This window comes from Luteolibacter sp., assembly GCF_039920825.1.
GTDB lineage: Bacteria > Verrucomicrobiota > Verrucomicrobiia > Verrucomicrobiales > Akkermansiaceae > Luteolibacter.
In genome coordinates this window covers 56218-80743 of record NZ_JBDSCX010000083.1, presented here as the reverse complement: position 1 = coordinate 80743, position 24526 = coordinate 56218, and the positions used below count along the sequence as shown (strand labels likewise).

At 58.3% G+C, this 24526-nt stretch carries 10 protein-coding genes; 9 read left to right on the top strand and 1 reads right to left on the bottom strand.

The features are described from left to right. Position 1 precedes the first annotated feature (1 nt). From ABIQ96_RS23845 to ABIQ96_RS23810, 8 genes are all read left to right on the top strand, one after another. On the top strand, positions 2–4933 hold the full coding sequence (locus ABIQ96_RS23845) for an autotransporter-associated beta strand repeat-containing protein (RefSeq protein WP_348217162.1): 4932 nt from the start codon (positions 2–4) through the stop codon (positions 4931–4933). 339 nt (positions 4934–5272) lie between these two features. Next, positions 5273–9535 (top strand): autotransporter-associated beta strand repeat-containing protein, encoded by a 4263-nt coding sequence (locus ABIQ96_RS23840; RefSeq protein ID WP_348217161.1) that lies wholly within the window; start codon positions 5273–5275, stop codon positions 9533–9535. A 120-nt stretch (positions 9536–9655) separates the two neighbouring features. After that, positions 9656–12448: a two-component regulator propeller domain-containing protein gene (locus ABIQ96_RS23835; protein ID WP_348217160.1), complete on the top strand. Its 2793-nt coding sequence runs from the start codon at positions 9656–9658 to the stop codon at positions 12446–12448. A gap of 5 nt (positions 12449–12453) precedes the next feature. After that, a complete protein-coding gene (locus ABIQ96_RS23830; protein WP_348217159.1) occupies positions 12454–13125 on the top strand; it encodes a response regulator transcription factor in 672 nt (223 codons plus the stop codon). A gap of 607 nt (positions 13126–13732) precedes the next feature. Next, the gene (locus ABIQ96_RS23825) at positions 13733–17455 is read left to right on the top strand and encodes a hypothetical protein (RefSeq protein WP_348217158.1); all 3723 of its coding nucleotides are present in this window, start codon (positions 13733–13735) and stop codon (positions 17453–17455) included. A gap of 39 nt (positions 17456–17494) precedes the next feature. Continuing rightward, positions 17495–18235: a hypothetical protein gene (locus ABIQ96_RS23820; RefSeq protein WP_348217157.1), complete on the top strand. Its 741-nt coding sequence runs from the start codon at positions 17495–17497 to the stop codon at positions 18233–18235. Positions 18236–18545: 310 nt separating this feature from the next. Next, positions 18546–19706, top strand: a complete 1161-nt coding sequence (locus ABIQ96_RS23815; RefSeq protein ID WP_348217156.1) for a DUF4861 family protein — start codon at positions 18546–18548, stop codon at positions 19704–19706. A 28-nt stretch (positions 19707–19734) separates the two neighbouring features. Next, positions 19735–20847, top strand: coding sequence for a glycoside hydrolase family 88 protein (locus ABIQ96_RS23810; protein WP_348217155.1), 1113 nt, complete (start codon positions 19735–19737; stop codon positions 20845–20847). Between the two features lie 9 nt (positions 20848–20856). Here ABIQ96_RS23810 and ABIQ96_RS23805 read toward each other — a convergent pair whose 3' ends face one another. Beyond that, positions 20857–21501: an outer membrane lipoprotein carrier protein LolA gene (locus tag ABIQ96_RS23805; RefSeq protein WP_348217154.1), complete on the bottom strand. Its 645-nt coding sequence runs from the start codon at positions 21499–21501 to the stop codon at positions 20857–20859. Between the two features lie 75 nt (positions 21502–21576). Here ABIQ96_RS23805 and ABIQ96_RS23800 point away from each other — a divergent pair, with 75 nt between their 5' ends. After that, positions 21577–24480, top strand: coding sequence for a M12 family metallopeptidase (locus tag ABIQ96_RS23800; protein ID WP_348217153.1), 2904 nt, complete (start codon positions 21577–21579; stop codon positions 24478–24480). Positions 24481–24526: the final 46 nt, after the last annotated feature.

The window sequence follows — 24526 nt, the reverse complement described above, 5'->3', positions numbered from 1 at the left end:
CATGCTTAAACCCAGTCTTGCTTTTCTTGTCGCCGGCATCGTTCCTGCGATGGCGATCCCTGCGTTTCCCGGTGCGGAAGGGTACGGCGCCAACGCGGTGGGCGGCCGCGGCGGCGACGTGTATCATGTCACGAACCTCAATGCGTCCGGCGCGGGGTCGTTCGCGGAGGCCATCGCCACCGTGCCATCCGCCGGACGGACGATCGTGTTCGACGTGAGCGGTTACATCCGGCTCCCGAGCGGATCCAATGGAACGCGGATGACGACTTCAAAGGTCACCATCGCCGGGCAAACGGCCCCCGGCGACGGCGTGGGTTTCTATAACAATTTCTTCCGCATCTCCGGAGATGATGTGGTCATCCGCCATCTGCGTTTCCGGCATGGCAAATACGGCTCGGGCGGCGACTGCATCGACCTCGACAGCGGTTGCCTCAACGCCATCCTCGACCACGTCTCGATGCAATTCAGCACGGACGAGAACATGTCGAGCTTCGGCAGTCCGCCGGAAAATCTAACGCTCCAATACTCGCTCAACGCGTGGGGCCTTGAAAGCCACTCCTGCGGCGGACTGTGGGACCAAAATCACGCCACGTCGCACCACAACCTGTGGGCGCACAACCACACGCGGAATCCGAAGGCCCGTCCTAACGGATTGTTGGAATGGGTGAACAACGTCACATTCGATTGGGATATCGGCTTCATCATGGGCGATACGACCAGCGTCCAGAACTACAAGGCGAACGTCATCAACAACTACTTCGTCTGCCCGCCCGGCAACACGCAGTCCAAGGCCCTCGTCAAAGGCAGCGTGGCCACCAACGGGCTGCCGAACTTCACCGTCTTTCTCGGCGGCAACCTGACCGACAACAACGGCGACGGCATTCTCAACGGCACGGACAAGGGCTACTCCATCGTCGAAGGCTCGCCCTACTCCGCTGCGGAAAATCCGCCAGCCGCCACGGGCGCGTTCCGCTACTATCAGGCCCCCTCGGCCATCACCGGATCCACCGTCGGAGTCGCCGCGGATCCTGCATTGGTGGCTTACAAGAAGGTCGTTTCCAATGCCGGCGCGCTCCGCCTCGATGCGAACTACACCGGCGCGATCCGCGACGAAGTGGACACCATCCTGATGAGCAAGCTGACGACACAGGCGCGGTTCCACGTCTCCCGCGAGAGCGATACCGGCGCGAGTGCGAGCGGCTTCGGCGTGCTGGCTTCCACCGCTGCTGCGGTGGACACGGATCACGACGGCATGCCGGATTTCTATGAATCCGCGCTGGGATGGAATCCCGCGGCGCAGGATCACAACACGGCGCTCGCGAACAGCGGCGGCCTCATCACCGGCACCACGTTTTTTCCAACAGGAACCGTCGCGGGCTACACCCGCCTGGAGGAATACCTGCAATACCTCGCCATCCCGCATGCGACCGTGGCAAAGAACATTTCGGGCACGCCCACCAGCATCCAGATGGACTTGCGGAAGTTCACCTCGGGCTTTTCCACCACGCCGTCCTTCGCCATCGCGGCGATTTCAAACGGTGCCATCACCCAATATCTAGCGGACGGAGTGACCCTATCCGCCACCGGGCCGATCGTGAAATTCACGCCCACGCTCAACTTTGTCGGTCGCGCGCGTTTCGATTTCACCGTGACCGATGCGGCGGGCAGTGCGTGGACGCAGACTTTAGCTCTGCTGGTCTCGCAAAGCGGCCTGCCTCGCGATCTGACCTGGAAAGGCGACGGCTCCGCGAACGTGTGGGACTCCGCGGCTAACAACTGGGTGCGGAATGGAGCCGCGACGGCTTTCAGCTTCGGCGACCGTGTGACGTTAGACGACGGCGGTTCGCAATCACCCGCCGTAAACGTCACCGGCGCGGTTGCTCCGACGACCGTGGACGTGAATGCCACCGCAAACTACAACCTCGGGGGCACGGGATCGGTGACCGCATCCGGGGCGTTGACCAAACGGGGCAGCGGGATACTTACTTTCTCCAACAGCGCGGCGAACGGCTTCGGCTCCGTGATATTGGACAGCGGGACCATCACCGCAGGCCGGACCGACAGCATCGGCACGGGCAACGTGTCTATCGGGGACGCGACGCTGAATCTTCCCGGCGGAGGCGGCACGTTCACCAATCCGCTGGCGATCAACGGCAGCTCGACGCTCAACTGGACGAGCAATTCGAACATGTATTTAAGCTCCAACATCACCGGGGCGGAGCAATTCAACCTGAACTTCTCGAACAAGCTTTTCACGCTCCAGGGAAGTTGGGCGAATTTCACCGGCACGCTGAACACAGGAAGCAGCACCGGCACCCTGCGCATCAACAGTGCCAGCTCGCTCGATTTTTCGAAAACCGATTTTCAGCTCGGGAACGCCTCGGTAAGGCATCACTTGAACGGCGCGCAGAGCGTTTCGTTCGGAAAGCTCAACGCGGGCGCCGGAGCCTTTCTCACGGGAGGCGACACCAACTACGCGGTCACCGATACCTACACCATCGGCGCGCTCAATGCGGATTCGACCTTCGCGGGAACCATTGCCGATGGGTCGGGCACGGGCCACAAGCTAGGCATTACGAAATCTGGAACGGGTGCGCTCACTCTATCAGGATCCAGCACCCACACCGGCCCGACCGCTGTTAGCGCGGGCTCGCTCATCGTGTCGGGAAATCTGATGAATTCCCCGGTAACCGTCGCCAGTGGCGCGGTGCTCGCCGGCGGGGGCACGTTAGGCGGCGGAGTGACCGCCAGCGCGGGTGCGATTCTCTCACCCGGGACCGCGCCGTTCACCGGCGCGACGATGACGGTTAGCAACGGCCTCGCGCTCAACGGCGCGACCTTGTACTTCGACATGACAAATTCACCGGGCGGAGCTAACGACCGGATCGCGATGAACGGTGGCACGCTGGCCCTGGCCGGCAGCCAGTATTTTCAGTTCCTGCTGCTTCAGGGCGGGCTCCAGGCCGGCACCTACGACCTTATCTCCGGTGCGACTAACAGCACCGTGAACGGCGTCACCCTCACCCACAACCTTCCCGCTGGCAGCCGTCAGACCTTCACGCTCAATCGCACCGCCGCAGGCTCCAATCCTTCGAAAGTCTGGCTCGATGTCGTGGGGGATCCCGGCACCCTGACGTGGACCGGTGGAGCGAGCGCCGTCTGGGACACTGCCACCGCCGGCAACTGGACCGGTGCGTCGCCCGGCACGTTCTATCCGTACGACGCCGTCGTTTTCAATGACTCCAGCACGGTCAGCAACATTTCCCTGCCGAGCCCGGTCAGCCCGCGCTCGACAGTGGTCGACAATACCGCCCGCGCCTACACGCTTGCCGCTGGGTTGAATGGAGGCTCGCTGGTGAAATCCGGAACGAACTCGCTCACCTTGTCAGGTGCTAACACCTTCGGTGGCGGTCTCACGCTCAGCGCGGGAACCATTGTTCTCGGTAGCGAGGCAGCCAACGGTAACGGACTTGGCACCGGCAGCGTTACGATGAACGCCGGCATCATCTCGATGCGCGATGACATCGCGACTTACAATGATTTCAACGCGAACATGGTTGTCCCGAACGGTGCCACCGCACGCCTGAACGCCGACGGCCGGGTGGACATGTATGGAACACTTGCCGGCGCGGGCACGCTGAACTTCTACGTTCCGTGGGTGCGCACCACGCTCTACACCGATTGGAGCGCCTTCACCGGGACCATTAATGTCATCACCGATGCCGACGGCGGCGATTTTCGGATGGGCACGAATTACGGCTTCCCGGGCTTCCCGAATGCGGCGCTGAATCTATCGGACAAGATCTACGCCTACCATGTCGGCACGCTTTCCGGCGGTGCGGGAACCACCATCGACATCGGCGAAGTCAGCGGCACCAGCCAGGCCCACCTGCGCGGCGGCGTGACCGGCGGACGGGCGCTGACCTATCGGATCGGCGGCCGCAATACCAACGCGACCTTTGCCGGCTTCATCGAAGAGCAGAACACGGGAACCGCCACCAACTTCGTGAAAATCGGGACAGGAACGTGGACATTGGGAGGCAGCGGACTCTGGAACGGCGGCACCGCGGTGAACCAGGGGACTCTCGCCATTTCCGGCAATTTCACCAGCACCGGCGCGGTCAATGTCGCCAACGGCGCGGCTCTGGTCCTTACCAATGGAACGCTCGCCACCGATGCCGTGAATCTGGAAAGCACCGCGAATCTAACCGGCTATGGCACCGTGGCGGCCGATCTCAACTGCAATGGCAAGTTCGAGGGCCGCGGCTTTTCATCGGGCACTCCGGGGACCCTCAACATTGGCGGCAGTGCCTTCTTCGATGCTGCCTCAACGATCCGCATGCGCGGCGGCATTTCCTCCGATCTCATCGCGATCAACGGCGATCTATCACTTGCCGGCACGGTCCAGATCGCCCTCGCGCCGGGCACGGCCTTCGGCCGTTATCCGCTTTTCAGCTACGGTGGAAGCCTCGCGATGGATTCGGTGTCACTCACCGGAATTCCCGGTGGCACCACCGCACAGCTTTCCACGAGTGTTGCCGGGCTGGTCTCGCTGGTGATTGATGACTCGGACGAGGACGGGCTGCCGGATTCCTGGGAAATGCAATACCTCGGAAATCTCTCAACCAACGGTGCTTCGGACCCGGATGGTGATGGGCAAAACAATGCCATCGAGTTTCTCGCCGGAACGAATCCCAACAGCGGAACCTCCCGATTTGCCGTCACGATGGCTCCGGCGAGCGCTACCCAATTCACGCTCACCTGGCCGAGCGTTCCCGGGAAATCCTATCAAATTCTAACGAATTCTGCGCTTGTCGGGGGCTGGAGTCTTCTTACAACGGTTCCAGCCGCGAATTCTCCGGCGGCAACCACCAGCTACACGGTGACGAAGTCTCCCGGAAGCAGGTTCTATCGGATCGCTATCGCCCCTTGAGCCGCCTGTATCGACTTGGGAATCGTGGATGATCGGCTGTATTCGACCGCAAACCCATGTGTCATGCGTCTGTTGAGCCCGCCATCCCGCTTTGGTCGATGTTTCCAGCATAGGGAAGGGAACCCGCGGATTGAAATTTCAATCCCGGCGGACGTCCGGTTGCCGCAACTTCGAAGAGGAGATGTTTTTGTGTTAGGAAAATGGCGGTCTTGATGTCTTAGAGCGTTCGGGACCAGGAAGCTACTTCATACGGGTGATTGCCCGTCTTGCGCCGGGGCTCGTTTAATCACCACGACGGAGATTCAAATCCGTAATCCATCGTTTCCAAACCCACCCTTCATGAAATCCCGCAGATTCTTCCTTGGTAAATTATTGTTGTCCGCGCCCGCAGCCTTTTTCGGAATCACAATTTTTATCGGTGGTGAAAAGGCGATGGCCGCGAATGCAACGCATACTTGGACCAACACCACTGCCGCTAACTGGAATGCGGGGACCTGGTCGGGCGGTGCGCCGAGCGCAAGTAGCGCGGGCGACATTGTGCTGCGGAGTGCCACGACCGCCGCGACGGTAACTCTGAATGTGTCGGGAGTCGTCGTCGGGGCTATTAGGAACTCCGCAGGCAGCGCAAACAACTGGACCATTCAGGACGACGCCAACCACTATGCGATCACCCTCGACAATTCCGGTTGGACGGGCGCTGCGAATTCTTTCGGCAGCACGGTGAATTCGAGTGTCAATGCGACGAGCAGCGGTCCGCTGACGGTCAACGCGAATCTCGTGTTGTCCAATACCGACGCGGATTTCGGAACCGTCAATGCTAACAACGGCGGACTGACAATCGGCGTTCTCGGTGTCAATACGATCAATGCCGCGGCGTCGCAAAACCGGGTTCTCAATATTTATGAAAATGATACCGCCTCGGCTCACATTCTGAACATCAACAGCGATATCGGAACGTCGGGAGGCAACCTCACGGTCAACAACATTGGCACGGGGAACAAGAACACCACGATCAACGGCAGCCTTGGAGCGAACGTTACCAACCTCAATCAGAATACCGTACAGGCAGCCAGCATCCTGATTATCAATGGAGCGAACGCCAACTATGCGGGAACGACCGCCATCAAGGCCGGCACGATCCAGACGAATACGGCGACGAAGCTTGGTTCGGTGGTGATTGGAACCGCGACAACGAACGGAACCCTGGCGACTAACAGCCAAATCGTCACCGTCTCGGGCCTCACCACGGGAGCGGGTGCCACATTAGGTAGTCAGACCATCAACGGAGGTGGCACTTTGAATTATGCAGGTTCCACCAGCAACGAGTTTGACGGAATCATCACCGGTACTGGCACCAAGCTAACAGTCAGTTCCGGCACCCTGGTTCTCAATGGCGCGGGCAACTCCCACACCGGAGTCAACACGATCAACGGCGGCACTCTGAACATCAACAGCCAGTTCGCGTTGGGCGGAGCGAACTATTCCGGGCTGACCTTCGGGGCGAGCGGTGGTACGCTGATCTATAATTCCACGTTGCTGAACGCCACGACCGACGTGACGGCCAACTCTGTCGGTGTTGCGAAAGCAGTCACTTTCACAGGCAACGCGACCATCAATACAAACGGAAGCAATGTCACCTTTGCCAACCCGGTCGGCAACAGCGGGACAGGCGGTTTTACGAAGGCTGGTAACGGCACACTGACCTTCAACAATACGGCGACCTATTCAGGCGACACCACCGTTGGCGGAGGCACGTTGAAATTCGGAGCCACCACCAGTACTCCGGCATCCGCGAAGTTCAACATCGGATCGGGTGCGATACTCGACGTGTCCGGACTTACCAGCAGCACGCTGAGCTTGGGCAGTGGCAAGACCCTGACCGGTGCTGGTTCTGTTACCGATACGGTTTCCGCTGGAAATGGTTCGTTTTTGACTCCCGGTACGGTCATTTCCGGCAATGCGGGTTCCGGTTATCTAACAGTAGGCAATCTCGTCCTGAGCAGCGGTTCCGCACTGAACTTCGGACTCTCTACGGGGAATGCGCTCAACAACTATCTGAGCACCACCGCGCTGACACTTCCCGGCTCGGGATCGATCTCGCTGAATCTTTACGCGCCGGGTACGGCAACGGCATTCGCTTCGGCCGGAACCTATGATCTTTTCCAATACACCTCGATCAGCGGCGGTACCCCGTCCAGTCTCTTTACCTTCGGAACGAGCATCGCCGGTTTCACACCAAGCTTCGGAACGGCGGCGGGTCCCGGTGGCACGACTTATCTAACATTGACTTTGACGCAGGCTGGAGTGCTGGCGTCCTGGACCGGTGGCGGACCGGGCACGAACTGGACCACCTCCACCAACTGGCAGGGCGGCAATATTCCCGGTGCTGCCGGTGACAGCGCGACTTTTGACAATGCAGCCACTCCCGGAACCATCACCTTGGATGCCAACGAAACGGTTGGCGGACTGACCTTCAACACCACCAGCGGGTCCTACACACTCGCCGGTGCCAACACGCTTACTTTGGATAACAACGGTTCCGGAGTTTCGATTTCGAACACGGGGACGCACGCTATCGCGGCCACGCTGGCGTTGAATGAGAACACCAGCGTCAATGTTGCAGCATCTTCCACTCTTAGTGTCTCCGGCGCGATCAACGACGGATCCGGTTCGCACAGTCTCAGCAAAACCGGCTCGGGAACGCTGGTCTTATCCGGATCTAACGGATATTCAGGCGGCACGTCGATCAATAACGGCGCGCTCGATTTCTCCTCCTTGGGCAATCTCGGAACGGGCGGGATCTCCATCGGCGGTGGAACCTTGCGCTACAACGGAAACACCGACGATATTTCGGTGCGAACGGTGACTCTCAGTAGTGGTGTCGCGACGGTCGATACCAATGGCAGCGATGTTACCTTTGCCAATGCCATCGGCAACGGCGGTAACGGATCCCTGAACAAGGCTGGAAACGGAACCCTAAGCCTCAGTGGCACGAACAACTATACCGGCGGCACTGCGATCAGTGCCGGTACCGTTGTCATCAATAATTCAGCGAGTCTGGGAGACGTGAGTGGTGCCTTGACCATCAACAACGGAACGCTTCAGACGACGGCGGACATTGCTACGGCCCGCGCCATGGTCATCAACCATGCGAACAGCGGGATTCTTGTCGATGCCGGCACGACCTATGCCGACACCGGCGCGGTCAGCGGCAGTGGCACACTCAACAAGACAGGTGCCGGTACCCTGGCTCTTGGCGGGATCAACACATTCAACGGAGCCTACTCCGTAACCGCAGGCACGCTGTCCTTTACCAGTGAGAATGCGACCGGCAGCAATGTCATCAACATCGCGGACACTGCCGCGGTGACGCTCACCTCCGCTGCGGCCGATACGGTGGGCAACCTGAATTTCACCAGCGGCACCGGCAGCTTTTCATCTAGCAACACGGGATCGAACTATATCACCACCGGAGTGGTGAACGTCGCCTCGGGCGTCACCGCGAATCTGCAACTTGGCAATGGCGGGCGTGCCAGCATCGTGGGCGGCTCCGGCAGTGGCACTCTCAATCTGGCCGTCGGCAACGTCAACGGTCAGGGCGATCCCCGCTATGAGCTCAATGGAAGTTGGACTGCTTTCAGCGGCACCCTGAATTTCACCGCCACGACAGCCTCCAGTGGCGCGCGTCTCACAGCGAACGGTGGAACCTTCAACGGCGACCTCTCGAATGCGACGGTGAACATCTCCGGGACCAGCGGCAATTCGATGGCGGTCGCCGGACGCTTCTTCACGAGCGGCAGCATGAGTATCGGAGCCTTGAGCGGAGATACCGGTGCCATCCTACAAACCGCAAGTGGCAGCGGCGCGGGAACATTCGTGATCGGAAACAAGGGATTGAACACCACCTTCGCCGGTGTGATTCAAAATGGAGCAACCACTCTCTCCATCACCAAGGTCGGAAGTGCCGGAAGGCTGACGCTAACAGGCAACAGTAATTACACCGGAGCCACGCTCGTCTCCGCCGGAACGCTTCTCGTCAACGGCTCGCTTTCCAATACGTCGGGTACTACGGTCACCGGCGGCAAGCTCGGCGGAACCGGAGCGATCGCCAGTTCGGTGACGCTTTCCGGAACGGCGACCCTCTCACCCGGAGCCTCGGTGGAAAGTCTTGCCACCGGATCACTCACCATGGGTTCGGGGACTACTTTTGTCTATGAAGCCATCGACAACAGTTCCAGCGGAGGTGACCTCCTCGCCGCCAACGGCAGCCTGAGCCTGACCGGCGTCACCCTCGATCTATCAGGTTCGAATCTCGATCTTGGCACTTGGCTGGTAGGAGACAAGCTGACGCTCATCAGCTACACTGGTGCTGGAATCACCAGCGGTTTCACCGGCTTTACAGACGACACAACCTACACCGGCGGAGTCTTTGGCGGCAACCAGTGGCTCTTCAACTACAACGATACCGCCTACGGCAACAACTTCTCGTCTGAAGCGTCCGCCACCGGAACCTCATTTGTGACACTTACCGTCGTCCCCGAGCCGGCATCGCTGATTCTCGGCTCCATCGGTTTTCTGACGCTTCTTCGCCGCAGAAAATGATCTTTCCGGGTTAAACAGGGTATGGACTACAACCGTCGGCTTCGTGGGAAGCCGGCGGTTCGTCTTTGCTGGGTTCCGAATCCTCGACAAACCCTCCGCTTCCGTTCATTGGTCATTCCCGTGCGATTCATCGGTTTCATTTTCATTTTCCGGTTCCTTCTCGGAGTTGCGTGGAGCGAGGTTCCGGAAGGCCAGTCCGGATTTCTGGTGCGCGTCTGGCAATCGCAGGACGGTCTGCCGAGCAACGTGGTGCGGTCGGTGGTGCAGGCAAGCGACGGCTATCTATGGGTCGCCACAGCGGAAGGGGTGGCGCGTTTCGATGGATTTGATTTTGAAGTGATCGAACCGGAGGGGGAGCTCCGCCGGTTCCGCCTCGCGTTTTACCGGCTTTTTGCGACCGGTGACGGTGTGGTCTGGGCCACGACCTATCAGGGCGGGCTTTTCCGGGCGGACAATGGAAGACTCCATCGGATTCTCGACAATATCAGAACGCCGCTGCCTCCGCTGGTGACGCAGCTGATAGACGTGGGCGATGGTCTGGTCTATTACAAGCGTGGTCCCGAATACGGCCGGATTGCCGCGGACGGAACGGTCACGGTGGTCAATCCGGATGACACGCTTTTGGCGAAATTCGCCGACGATCTCGACAAGCAATCGACCAGCGGGAGAATCGTTGAGAAAGCGGGCAGGGCGGTTTTGAAGGACCGGATGGGGAGCACGTGGACGGCCGGTGCCACGGGTGGATTGAGCGTCACCACCGAGGGGCAACAGGAGATGAAGGTCGAACTACCCGACCGTGGCCAGGGCTTTGCGGTGAATGAGTTGTTAGAAGACCGGGAGGGAAATGTCTGGATCGCCTCTCCGATCAACGGGCTGGTCCGAGTCCGCCATTCCCGGGTGAATGTGCTTGATACCAATGAAGGCCAGACTGAACGAGCGGTATCCTCGGTCTTGCAAGATCACGAGGGCACGTGGTGGATCGCCAACCGCCGCGGTGGAGTGACGCGGTGGACGCCGGAGGAATCCCGCTACATCCAGTTGAGCGCACGTTACTATCGACCCGCCGCCGCCTTGTTTGAAGACAAGGACTCGCAACTGTGGGTCGCCTCGCGGGACGGCAGTGTTTTTCGCTACAATGCCGGGGTCTTCCAACCGCAGTTTTCCAGGACCCAGGTTCCTTCCAAGGTGCGATCCATCACTCAGGATTCGAATGGGGTATTGTGGTTCGGCGGCTCCCAAGGTCTTGCGTCCTATTCCGGTCAAACCGTTCGCAGTTTCGGAAAGGCCGAAGGAATCGGCGATCTTGATCTAACGGTCCTTCAGCCGTTCCATGGCGGCAGGATCATCGTCGGCACTTCGTCGGGACGGGTAATGTTGGGAGATAGCAGCGGTTTTACCACCATCGCTTCTCCCGAGGTCCTCAAACACCAGTGGATTTCCGGAATCCTGTCGCTCAGCGCGAACGAAACCTGGGTCACCACGCTCGGCAGCGGACTTTATCTCTGGGACGCGAAAAAATGGTCCTGTTTCGACATCAATGACGGACTGCCCGACGTCCGGCTCACCTGTGTTGTCAGCGACGACCGGGGCTACATCTGGATGGGGTCGCTCAGCGGCATCATCCGGGCCGAGCGGAAACAATTGCTGGCCCACGTCCAGAAACCCGATGCCCGGGTGCAGTGGCTCCGTCTCGATCATACCGACGGCCTCGCTTCGCGCGAATGCATCGGCGGCTATCAGCCGGCGGGGTGGCGTGCGAAGGACGGATTGTTGTGGTTTCCCACCGGCAGCGGGATTGTTAGGGTTCGGCCAGATTTCGTCGAACAGAACAAGATTCCCCCACCGGTGTTTCTGCAAACCGTCCGCACGAACGGCGTGCTTTACACCGGAGCTGTCGGACCGGTGACCACCGACCCCGGCACGGCCCGTCTCGAGTTCCGCTTTGTGGGTTTGAGCTTCAGCGCCCCCGAAAAAATCACCTATCGCGCCCGGCTTGCCGGCTCGGACGATTCATGGCGAGAACTCGGCAATCAACGGGTCGCCGCTTTCGAGGCCGTGCCGCCGGGGAAATACACCTTCGAAGTGATGGCAGTGAATGGCGACGGGATGCGCAGTGTCGCCCCCGCCCGCATTTCCGTCGTAATCCCGCCTCATTTCTGGCAGACCGCGTGGTTCTATCTATCAGTGGGCGGTCTGATTCTCATCGTTGCCGTCGGCACCGGTTGGGTCGCAGCCCGCCTCAAGATGAGGAGCCGGATCCAGTCGTTGAAAATCCGCAACGCGAGGGAAGGGGAGCGTTCCCGGATCGCGCGCGACCTGCATGACGATCTCGGCGCGAGTCTAACGGAAATCTCCATCCTCGCCGCGCTTGCGGCCGAGGATGCGGAGACCACTGCCTTGCGGCCGTCGCTCGACCAGCTTTCCGTCAAGGCCAAGCACGTCGTCGGCAGCCTGGATGAAATCGTCTGGGCGGTGAATCCCCGTGAGGACAACCTGCGGTCGCTGGTGGATTATGTCGCGGCGTTTGCCCGCGAGTTCCTCGACATCGCGCGCATCCCGCTGCGGACCGATGTTGCCCGCGACATTCCCGAACATCCGCTTCCCACTCCCCAGCGCCACGGGGTGTTCCTGGCGGTGCGTGAAGCGCTCAACAATATCGTCAAGCATTCTCAAGCGACCGAGGTGAACCTTCGAATTTCGGTTTCAGACGATTCGCTGGAAATCCACATCGAGGACAATGGCTGCGGATTCGAGCCCGAATATTCCAGCGCCAGCGGTGGAAACGGGCTCGGCAATCTCAAACAACGCATGCAAGATGCCGGCGGTGATTGTCGTATCGAAACGTTCCGCATGCAGGGAACCACGATTTTCCTGACTCTTCCCTTGCCTGCTCCCGCCAAATCCGTTTCCTGAATCAAATGCCGACCGCAAAAGAGCCGATCACCGATGTTGCCATCGTCGAAGACAATGCCGCTCTCGGTGCCGGGTTGCGTAAAATCGTCGAATCCGCGGAGGACTTCCGTTGCCTCGGAGTCTGGACCAGTGCGGAAGAGGCCTTGAAAAAAATCGATGCATTCCGGCCGCAGGTCGTTCTAATGGATATCAATCTGCCGGGAATGTCCGGGATCGAGGCGACCGCGCGCATCAAGCACCACCTTCCGGAGATTCAGGTGATCATGGTCACTGTCTATCGCGATCACGACCAGATTTTTGCCGCCCTCAAGGCCGGGGCTTCGGGATATTTGCTCAAGCGCTCCACCCCGGAGGAAGTTCGTCAGGCGGTTCGTGACGTGCGTTCGGGCGGTGCGCCGATGAGTGCGGAAATCGCCCGACGTGTTGTCGAAGCTTTCCACCAGCCCGTGAAATCGACCGAGGCGGCCGCAGTGAAGCTCTCCAAACGCGAAACGGAAATCCTTGAGCTGCTCACCAAGGGGCTGGCTAACAAGGAAATCGCTGATCGGCTCGACATCAGTGTGGAAACCGTGCGCGTCCATCTTCGCCGGGTTTACGAGAAGCTTCACGTCCATTCCCGCACCGAAGCCGCGATGAAATTCCGCGACTCGAAAGAGGACTTCCGCGGAAATCTTTAAGGCCTGACCTCCCCAAAGTGGTGAGGCATCGCCAGCAGAATCATGCGGCGTTTGCTGCCGTTGTGTCAGTGAAATCCGCGTCTCGATTGATGCTTGGAAACCGCTGAGCGCCGGGTGACGTTGGAGTCCGCGCGGTCCGTTTTTAGGGGAAGTCTTTGGCCCTGTCTGGCGGGATCTTACACAACAAACCCGCAATCTTACAAGCGAAGCCCCCCTCAATTGGGGTAGATTGATTCAGCCCTCGTGGGTGACTTGAAACCTTGGATTGCGCCTGTGAACCGCTTCCAACAAACCCTTCGCCAGTTCGGAATTTCTAACATCCGCTCTCGCTTTTTTAACGATTTTGAAGCATTTTCCTACGATTTTCCGCCGTCTCCAATTACCCCACAATCGGGGGGGTACGGCCAATTCTATTTGTGGCCACCGGAATGGAGGGGTAGGGTTCTCAGCTCTGGATGCGTCCGGGGTTGCGATGGCATCGATAGGGAGAATTTCACACGCCTGATCTCCCTGAAAAAATATTTCAGGGATGGAATAAATTTCGATTGTAATCACATTGTGATCATTTAGTATTTCTTCGAAGTCATTGAAGAAACCCCATTTTCCCATGAAGACTAACCCAAAAAGAACCCGGCAATCCGGATTCGCTCTGATTGTCACCCTTAGTTTGATGATTCTACTCACCGTGATCGCTGTGGGGTTGCTGACACTTTCCAGCATTTCGTTGAGATCCGTTGGACAGACTTCGGCAGCGAGCGTTGCTCGAAGCAACGCCCGGCTCGCAATGATGTTAGCCTTGGGAGATCTGCAAACTTCATTGGGTCCGGATAAGAGTGTCTCCGCGCCGGCTTCTTCCGTCTTTTCCACGACCCCGCGCCCGCACATTGTCGGAGCTTGGGAATCTACGGATACTTCGGATTATTGGCACTGGACTCCGACAACAAGCGGCTCGCCCTCTTTCTCCAGCAAACAGGCCCGTTTCAGCCGTTGGTTGGTATCCTCTCCCACACCTGAGGATGCCAGGGATTTTAATTTCGGCTCGAAAGCCGCTCCTACCGAAGACAAAGCGGTCGCGTTGGTGGGCAGCTTGACCAATCCGGTAAAAGACAGTGAAGGCGTTGATACTACGGTAGTCGCTGCCAAGGTCAAGGTGGGAGGTACGCGAAATCCAGGCAAGTTTGGATACGCGGTGTTCGACGAAAGCACCAAGGCCGCGATCGATTTGGGCGATCCTGCGACCGCGCTGTCCCAAGGAATTGAAATCGCATCCCGCACCGTTCCCAATCGAGTGCGCGCGGACGTACTCGACTCGAAATTGTCGTCGCTGAAGACGCCGAAAAACCTGATTTCTCTCGAAACTGCGGTTCTGCCCGCAGGTTCTGAGAACCAATCCGAATTCCGCAAGCGTTTCCATGATTTCACCACCGGCTCAGTCGGGCTACTCACGAACACGGCCACCGGCGGTTTGAAGACCGACCTGACGTCGTTGTTCGAACCGGCGAACCTTCCAGCGGGATCCTTCGTCGCGCCCACCGCGATCTCTCCCTACCCCTCGTCTTTTAACGTTTCCTCAGGGGCACCCCGATGGAGCTACCTCCGCGAACACTATCGGAAATATAAGAACATGGCATCCGCATCGGGTGGTGAAGTGACTTACAGCCTGACTTCCGCCTTGGCGAAAGATCTCAGGCTCAACTCACAAGGAATCAACCCCGGCGATCCTCTTGGACTCAGCCCCTCGCCGGATACAGAGCGTTTGCTTCCCGTGATTGCCAAATTCCAGTTGGTATTTTCCCTCGTGAGCCACAGGCCCACGTATGGAAACCGGTTGGCTGAGTGGGATGCCAGATTGGGAGCAGGCAACAGCGCCGTTCCCCACTTGGTTTATGATCCGGTGATTACGTTGTACAATCCTTACGACGTGACCTTGAGTCTGGTGAAAACCCGCATCCGCATCTGGGATCCACCGGTGGGCTTCCGGTTGACCAAAATCGACAAAGCGCCCGGCGGCAAGCCTCCTTCTCCATTCCGGGATCCAAACTCAGCCGGTGTCATTCCAGGTTCAGGTGGATTCACCAGCTTGGCTCAAATGCAGATTGATAATCAGACAACTCCCACCTCCCGCAAATGCTTTACTTTAATCCTCACTGACGGCACCCCCGAGGCATCAGGTGCCTCCTTAAGGCTGAAACCAGGTGAGGTGAAGGTCTTTTCGCCCCGGGTGCAGGCGGGTTGGAGTTGGGGTTGGGAAACCTCCAATGGACCGAATGTGTTTTTCGATTATGCCAAGAACCTTAATTTCGGAAACGAGGATAACAGAACGAAAAACCAGTCGGGTTCGCTTGGATTGTATGGCGTGGAAACCGTACCCGGATGGAGTTTCCGAGCGGGATTGCAGGAGGACCATTTGGCGATGAACAATCCTCGTTATGAACTTTCCAAATATGCGGTCGAATCGGGCCTCAATGATGGGTTCGTGACGATGCGGATGACCGATGAGGTTACCTTGGAGGTCAAGCCGATGGTCGCATCCGCCTCCGCGCCCAAGCAATTCCAAGTGGATATCCTAGCTGGAAATAACGTTGGAACTCCGACCCCCGACGACTCGAATAACGGTGTGAAGGGCGATACCTTGCGCAGTTACGGTTTTACTTTCACCGGGGACCCCTCGGCGGACATGAGCGAGGATCCGTCCAAGCCGATCATCAAATCGCTCAACTATACAATCGCGGAGCTGATGCAGAAAAATGACGATAATTTCACCAAAGGTGGCAAAAAGGCGGTCGCCATGCTGGAGATGACGGCACGCACCACCAAGGATGACCTCACGGACAGCAAGCCGTGGCTTTACAACAACCCGGTGGTGGAAGGCGCGGAACAAGACACGTCCCGAGTCGGGCTCAGTAATCAGCCTTATGATCTCCGCCTGATCCGTTTGACCAGCCTCGATAGCTTTCCGCGGGGAATCGCGGTGGATCCGACCACCTATCGTGGCTATTTTGGTGCCAGCGGCAGTTCGACCGATGGGTCATCTTTCGTGCCGATGCTGCATGTGCCGGTCGCTCCCGCAGCGTCGTTGGGCGACCTGATCCACACGAACATGGCCAGCGGCTCGCAGCTTCCGCGGGTGGTGCATCCTTTTGGAAACTCGCGGGCTCATCCGCTCATTCCATCCTCCAAGGTGGCGCAAAATCTGACCAATGTCATGATGGACCATTCCTATCTCCTCAATGATGCGCTCTGGGATTCCTATTATTTCTCAAGCTTGACCGCCTACGAAGGTGGAAGTGGCAAGGTCATGACCAAAGCACGAACCGCCAAAGAAGTGGTGACAGGCGTGTTTGATGGATCTGAACCAGCCCTCAATAGCCGCCTTGTGCCGATCACTCCTGGTGACTCCAAGAAACAGGCGGACAAGGTCCTGGCGCTCACCGATCTTGAGCGTTCACGCCAACTTGCGAAATATGTCGGCGTCAAAGCTCCTTTCAATGTCAACTCGACCTCGCTGGACGCATGGTGTGCCGTGTTGATGTCGCTGCGAGACCGCAATATCAACGGACTTAACGTAAAGGTTACTGCGTCTGGCACTACCAAACCCTACCCGACCACCTTGTCTAACATTGGTTATGCCAACGACGACAAGACTCCGTTCGTCCGGACCAGCAAGCCAATGGCCGGTGCCGGGGGGGGAGGACTGAGTTCCGGACTGCAATGGGCGGGCTACAACGCCCTCACTGACGACGATATCAGGGAACTGGCCAAACAGATCATCGTGGAAATCAAGAACCGTGGAGTGGTTGACGGCGCACCTCCTTTCTCACTTGCTGAATTTGTCAACCGTCGTCCGAAATCATCCGTCCATGAGACGGCAGGCCTCCTCCAGTCTGCCATCGACAATGCCAGGATGAAAAACAACAAGAGCATCAACGATGTTGCCATCGGGAAGGATTCTAAAAAGGTTTCCGCCTCCTTGATTACTCCCAAACGGAAACTCGGAGTGCAGACCACCTCTGTCATGGACGGGGAAAGTGCCGAAGGCGCGCCAACCATGTTGACCCAGGGAGACCTGATGGCCGCTCTCGCACCGATCGTCACGGTGCGCGGGGACACGTTCAAGATCCGCAGTTATGGAGAAGCCACCGCCCCCAATGGCACTACTGTGATCGCCCGGGCCTGGTGTGAAACCGTCGTCCAACGGGTGCCGGAGTTCGTCGATCCTACCGAGACCCCAGACACCTTGGTGGCGTCCCTGACCTCGACAGCTAATATCAAATTTGGCCGCCGTTTTAACATCGTCTCGTTCCGTTGGCTCAACGAAAACGAACTCTGAGGCTTGCTTCCCAACGAATTCCCTTCTTACTGACGCGACATGATTTCCAAACATTTGCTAGCCGCCGTCCTGCTTTGGTCGTCCGCATTGCCCGTATTTTCCCAAGCTCCTCCCGGGACGCGTACGGAAATCCGCTTGCTCGCGTTCAGCCCCGACTTGGAGATGGATGAGATATTCGCGCAGGATCCGGCGGCCCCTCCGGCCACCGCCTCGGTGAAATCAGCAATTAAGGGCGGGCTGAATCACGAGTTCAACGTATTCCAACTGATGGGCAGGAAGATCGTGTTTACAAAGAAGGCCGACCGCGAGTCGATGACGCGCGAGGGTGAACTTGTCGCGGAAGTCACGTTGCCGGAAGGGGTCAAGTCCGCCATCCTTCTGGCGATCCCGCCTTCGAAGGACAGTAAGGCGCTCTGCCGGATTCTGGTGATCAACGATTCCAAGCGTGCTTTTCCGCCCGGTTCCTACCATGTCACCAATCTCAGCCCGCTGAAAGTTCGCATGATCCTTGAGGACAAGAATTATGATTTCAATCCATCCCAGACCGTGTTGATCGAAAAACCTCCCTTCCGGCCCGATCACTCGATCGGAATGCGGACTTTCGCCTTCAAAGACAATACATGGTTGCAGATGGCAGCGAGTATTTGGTCGGAACCCGGTCTGAGGCGGGGCGTTCTGATCCTCTATCCGGACGTGGCATCGGGCAACGTGCAGCTACGGGCGTTCGACGATGTTCTTCCGAGGGCAGAAAAAGAGGACGCCGCTGCCGCCGCTCCCTGAGCTGTTGGAAATCCGCCGGACATAACTGGGAGCCTGACGGTTGATCGGGCTTCTTCCCGTCTCGAAAGGCGGTTTCTCCTGTGGATACGGTGGGCCGTTGGCTCTCGCTGAGCGTGGAGACTCTCCGCGCTGTGGATGAAATGGGATAAAGTGCCCTTGTGCGTTCCGTCGGCAGGTGGGCCGGAAAGAATACCAGCACATCTAGTTGGCGTGAAATCCGGCTGGAATACTCCGTATGGGCTGTTGACCGTCGATTTCCAGCATCACACATTCACGCGCTGGTTTTCGCGGTCCTGTACAACCAAAATCCATGAATTCATTTCTTAAAACCACCGCCTTTGTCGCCCTCGCGACGTTCCCCCGGCTTCACGCCGCTCCCGTCGAAATCACCGCGGCGAACAAGCTGCCTTTGGCCCGCACCAGCCAGACCATCGAACTGTCGGCGAAAGATCTGGCCCCGTTGAATGCGAAGGATCTCAACCTGATCCACGTCACGGATTCGTCGGGCAAGGAGTTGATCTGTCAGGCGATTGATAACGACGGCGATGCTCTACGGAAATTCGATGCTGTCATTTTCCAATCGGATTTCGCCGCCGGGGAAACCAAAACCTTTACGGCGACCGTCGGCGGAAAACAGGTCTATCAGAAGGACCAATACAAGGCCTTCGGTCGCTTTGTCAGGGAGCGCTTTGATGATTTCGCCTGGGAAAATGATCTCATCGCCCACCGCACGTATGGTAAGGCGCTTGAAACCTGGCAGGGCGAACCGCTCACCAGCAGCACCATCGACATCTGGTCCAAACGCACGCCGCGGATGGTCATCAACGATTGGTATCTGGCCGACGACTACCATGCCGATCACGGCGAAGGTGCGGATTTTTACTCCGCAGGCCCGAGCCGTGGATGCGGAGGCAGTGGCTTGTGGGTGGAGGACAAGCTGTGGGTGTCGAAAAATTTCATCAACTCCAACGTGCTCGCCAACGGACCGATTCGTGTTCTGTTCGAACTCGAATACGCACCGTTCGCCGCCGGTAAACTGAATGTCGGCGAGACCAAGCGAATCTCGCTGGATGCCGGACAGCAGTTTGATCGCTTCGAAAGCCACTATCATCTTTCCACGCCGGACACCTTGGTCACCGCCGTCGGACTCAAGAAGGCCGCTGGCGAAAAAGTCGAAGTGGACGCCGCGCACGGCTGGCTGGTGAAGTGGGAAAAGATGGAAAAAGGCGCGGGCAACCAAGGTCTTGCGATCATCACCCGCCCGCAGGATTTTCTGAATCCCGTTCAGGACCCGTTGAACCAGATCGTCTTGGAAAAGGGGGATGCGGGGAACGTCGCGACCTGGTGGGCTGGCTTCTGTTGGGACAAGGCCGGTCGTTTCACGGATGCCGAGGCCTGGAAAAAGCACGTGAGCGAATTCGCCCAAGGCTTGGCTTCGCCCGTCGAGGTCAGGATCACATCGGCGCACTGAGCCCGGGAAATCCCGAATTCATCCATTCATGAGATTCCTTTTTGCTAACAGCTTATTGATGCTGGCTGCCTCGCTGGTTTTTGTCGGCCGGGCAATCGCGGACGAATCCCATTCCAAATACTTTTCCGACTGGCCGGACGGCGCTTCTCCCGCCGTCGTCGGCAAGCGGATCGCCGAGAACCTGATTCCGCGGAAATTCCGTTTCGAAACCATGCCCGAGAAGGCATCCATCGGCGTGATTTATCCTGAAATCATCTCATGGTATGGGGCACTGACCGTAGCAAAGCTGACTGACGACAAGGATTTACAGGAAAGATTGGTGAAGCGGTTCGACCGCTTTCTATCAGAGCCCGACGCGCAGCGGATCAGCCGCAAGGGCCACGTGGATTTCCGGGTTTTCGGAGCGGTGCCGCTTGAAATTTTCATCCAGACCAAGGATCCGCGCTGCAAGGATCTCGGCCTCAGCCTCGCCGATGCCCAGTGGGAGAAGACCACGCCGGATGGCATCACCGAAGAGGCCCGCTATTGGATCGACGACATGTACATGATCCCGCTGGTTCAGACGCAGGCCTTCCGCGCCACCGGCGACATCAAGTATCTCGACCGCGCCGCACTGACGATGACCGCTTATTTTGCGAAGATGCAGGAGCCTAACGGTCTATTCTATCACGGAACGAACGCTCATTTTTTCTGGGGCCGTGGCAACGGCTGGATGGCCGCGGGATCGGCGGAACTGCTGCGCTCGTTGCCGGAGTCGCATCCGCTTCGTGCGGGGATCCTAGCCGGCTATCGCAAGATGATGGCCGGGTTGTTGGCCAATCAGGCGGAGAACGGCATGTGGCGCCAGCTTGTCGATAAGCCGGAGTCATGGACGGAAACTTCGGGCTCCGCGATGTTCGCCTTTTCCATGGTCACCGGCGTAAAAAGCGGTTGGCTCGACGAGGAGAGCTACGGTCCCGCCGCCCGCAAGGCATGGCTGGCTTTAGTTGCCAACCTGGATGAAAACGCGAATCTCAAGGAAGTCTGTATCGGCACCGACAAGGGGTTTTCCGAAGAGTTCTATCTGAATCGGCCGCGCACGGCAGGGGACCTTCACGGTCAATCGCCGATGCTCTGGACGGCGAGCGCCTTGCTCCGTTGACCCATCGGGTTACTTCACATCATATCCGGTTAGATCCGGCTTGAATAGGGAGTCGTCGAGTTTGACGTTGAACTGCGGATTGTGGAAGACCGTTCTCAAACGGGATTTGTCCTGCAGTTCCATTTCAAGAGCGCGCAGTTCGTTTTTCGCGGGGTCGATATCGAGAAAGACCCATGGAATCTGCGACCGGACGCGGCGGTCCTTGGCCTTGATGGTGTATTGATGGATCCCCGATGTAACCCGGGTTTCGATGACTTCAAACGCTTCGTAGAATTTTTCCGGTGACTCGAATGCCTTGCCGGACAAAAGCGAAAATCTGGCGGCTTGAGGTGAATTGACCCCGGTTCTGCGGGCGGTCTTCGGTCCCGATTCAATGAGTGTTAGAGTCGTTCCGTCCGAGACGGCCAGGGTTTCAAATGGATTGCCGAGCTGCCAGCGGACTTTGTCGGGTTTCACGAAGCAAAGCCGGCCTTCCGTGGTGGTGGGATTTTTCAAAGCCGGAAGCATGCGTTCCTGGGTGAATGTCGCATCCAGCGAAGTGATGGACGACTGTCTCTTGAGCCAGGTCTCAAGTTCGGCGTTGTCCGCGCGCGCGAGCGAGAGGACGAGTAGGGGTAGAAGTAAAAACCGCATGAGCAATGGCGGAAGTGTCATGGTGGCGGGAGAAGATGCAAGTTCAGTCTGGAAATCCCCGAAGCGGGTGCCACCTTGCCGGGGAAGTTGTATTTTATGAATGCCAATCTCCCCCTGTGGCTCGCTGTTTTTGCGGGCTCCGTCACGACTGTCGAAGCGGGCCTTCACCAAGCCTCTGTTTCTCCGGGAAACGTGCCGTGGCCGGGCGGTGTGGTGCCGTATGTGATCGATGGATCCTTGTCCATTGACCAGCGGCAAACCTATCTCGATGGACTCCGCGAATGGGAACTCGCCGCCAACGTTCATTTCATCCCGAGGACGGCGGAAACCCAGTATGTGTTTTTCAAATATTCGCCCACCGGCCCCAATCTCGTCTCCGGCAGCCAGCCGCAAACCGTTGAAATCAACTTGCTGACCCGTGGGCAGATTTGTCACGAAATGGGCCATTCCTTCGGGCTGGAACACGAACACCAGCGGCCGAACCGCGATACCTACATCACGGTGCTTTACGGAAATGTGACGTCGGGAAATAACAGCGCCTTCGATATCCTTCCCGGCAGCGTGTCGTTCGGGAGTTATGATTTCGAATCCGTGATGCACTACGGCCGGAATGTTTACACCACCGCGCCTTGGCTCGACACGATCCAACCCAAGCCGGGTTACGAAAAATACCAGCCCCGCCTCAGCAACGCCGCGCTCAGTCCGGAAGATCGAGCGCACCTCGCGTCGCTTTATGGAGCACCGTTAGTGCCGTTGTCTTCCGTCGTCACCACCACGGCGGACGGTGGTGTCGGCAGCCTGCGGGCTGCGATTTATTACGCTCAGGACCATCCCGGATCGACCGTCACGTTCAATATTCCCACCAGCGATCCGGGCTATGTCGGTGGTGTTTTCACGATCAAGCCGACAGGCCATCTGCCGCCGCTCGCCACGAATGGTCTTACGATTGATGCCACCACCCAGCCGGGCTATGTGGGGAAACCGGTGGTATTTGTGAACGGATCGGAACTCCTAACCGAAGTCGGGCAGATTCCGGCATTCTTGTTTCTGGAGTCGAACTGTACCGTGAAAGGGCTCGGTGTACAACAGTTCCCATGGTCCGGCATGGTGATGCGTTATCCCGATGCCACCGGCAACCGCATCGCAGGGTGCAGCGTCGGTGTCGATTCCATAGGCAACGCCGCGGCTCCCAATGCATTTCAGGGAATCATGATCTCCGACGGGGCTCATGGAAACTTCGTGGGAGGCACCGGCACGAACGAACGCAACGTGATCTCGGGAAACACCCAATACGGCATCTGGATTTCCGGTTCAACGACCACGGGCAACTCGGTTCTCGGGAATTACATCGGCACGAACATCGCCGGAACCGCCGCGAATCCTAACAATGCCGGCGGTGTCATTCTGATCGACGGCGCGAACCACAACATCATCGGCGGTGATACCGCCGCGGCCCGCAATGTCATTTCAGGAAACACGGACGCCGGGATTTGGATCACCGGCAGTGGCGTGGATTCCAATACGGTGAAAGGCAACTACGTCGGCACCAATGCCGTCGGCACCGCTGCGCTCTCGAACACGTTCAATGGCATCAACATTCTGGGAGGTGCCGCTAACAACATCGTGTCTGGAAATATTCTATCAGGTAATGTTTCGGAGGGTCTTCGGATCGCCGACAGCGGCACCACCGGCAACAAAGTTTACGGAAATCTCGCCGGAATTTCCCCCACTGGTGGCACGATTCCCAACGGATTCGCGGGAGTCAGCATTCTGTTCGGGGCGACGGGGAATCAAGTGGGCGGAGCGATGGCGGGCCAGCGCAATACCCTGTCTGGAAACGGCAAGGTCGGCCTCGCGTTCGGATCAACCGGGACGTCGGGCAATCTTGCCTACGGGAATTACATCGGCACCGATATCTCGGGAATGAGTGCGATTCCTAACGGTATTGCGGGTGTTTACATCACCGGCGGATGCAGTGGGAACTACCTCGGCAACGGGCCTGGGACGGGCAATTTGATTTCGGGCAATGCCGTGGCTGGAGTGTATGTCGGAGGCCAGGGAACCACCGGTAATTTCATCCGCAATAACCGGGTGGGACCCAACGCTGCGGGTGGAGTCACAACGCCGCAGCAGTATGAAGGGATTTGGTTGTTAGATGAATCGCAGTCGAATGTCGTCGGCGGCACGGTTTCGGGCGCGGCCAACGTCATCACCGGAAACAGCGGGCGGGGGATTTCCCTGTTCGACAGCACTTCCTACGGACAAACCTTCCAGCGCAATTCGATTTTCGGAAACGGCGGCCAGCCCGTCGGCTTGTTCGATGGCTCGAATCACGGTCAGGCAAAGCCCGTGCTCAATACCGCGGTGCTCGCCACCGGCACGACGGTCACCGGCAGTCTAACCAGCACGGCGAACACCGCGTTCACCATCGAATTCTTCTCATCGCCCGACAGCCGGAATTTTATCGGCTCGACCACGGTCACTACCAATGGCAGCGGGGCGGCATCGTTCAACGTGACCTTGCCTGCGATTGTTTCCGCCGGGCATTCGGTATCTGCCACAGCGACCTCCCAGGCGACCGGCGACACCTCGGAATATTCTTCACCCGTAACCGTCACTTCGTTCGATAGCGACAACGACGGTCTTCCCAATGCCTACGAATCGGCGACGCCGGGACTCAGTTCAGCGAATCCGCTGGATGCCGCGCTCGATAACGATGGCGATGGTTTCACCAATCTTCAGGAGTTCATCGCCGGAACAAATCCTAACAGTTCAAGCAGCCGGCTTGTTTCCACCGGAGTGGTTTCCGCCAGCGACTACGTCGTTTCATTCGGCACCGTGACCGGAAAGTTTTATCGGCTTGAGCGTTCCGAAACCTTGTTAGGCGCATGGGAAACCATCTCCATCCACATCGCGGGGACCGGTGGCGTCGTTGCAGTTCCAGTGCCGCTCTCTCCATCCGCTAACCGTCAATTTTTCCGCATCGCTGCGGGAGAATAAGGCGGGCGGGTTGATCTTGCCACATGCGGCGATCCGGCCATCCTGT

Excerpts from the sequence above, each read along its gene's own strand:
- ABIQ96_RS23845 (WP_348217162.1), top strand. The coding sequence starts at position 2 with ATGCTTAAACCCAGTCTTGCTTTTCTTGTCGCCGGCATCGTTCCTGCG.
- ABIQ96_RS23820 (WP_348217157.1), top strand. The coding sequence starts at position 17,495 with ATGATTTCCAAACATTTGCTAGCCGCCGTCCTGCTTTGGTCGTCCGCA.
- ABIQ96_RS23800 (WP_348217153.1), top strand. The coding sequence starts at position 21,577 with ATGAATGCCAATCTCCCCCTGTGGCTCGCTGTTTTTGCGGGCTCCGTC.
- ABIQ96_RS23815 (WP_348217156.1), top strand. The coding sequence starts at position 18,546 with ATGAATTCATTTCTTAAAACCACCGCCTTTGTCGCCCTCGCGACGTTC.
- ABIQ96_RS23825 (WP_348217158.1), top strand. The coding sequence starts at position 13,733 with ATGAAGACTAACCCAAAAAGAACCCGGCAATCCGGATTCGCTCTGATT.
- ABIQ96_RS23840 (WP_348217161.1), top strand. The coding sequence starts at position 5,273 with ATGAAATCCCGCAGATTCTTCCTTGGTAAATTATTGTTGTCCGCGCCC.
- ABIQ96_RS23810 (WP_348217155.1), top strand. The coding sequence starts at position 19,735 with ATGAGATTCCTTTTTGCTAACAGCTTATTGATGCTGGCTGCCTCGCTG.
- ABIQ96_RS23830 (WP_348217159.1), top strand. The coding sequence starts at position 12,454 with ATGCCGACCGCAAAAGAGCCGATCACCGATGTTGCCATCGTCGAAGAC.
- ABIQ96_RS23805 (WP_348217154.1), bottom strand. The coding sequence starts at position 21,501 with ATGACACTTCCGCCATTGCTCATGCGGTTTTTACTTCTACCCCTACTC.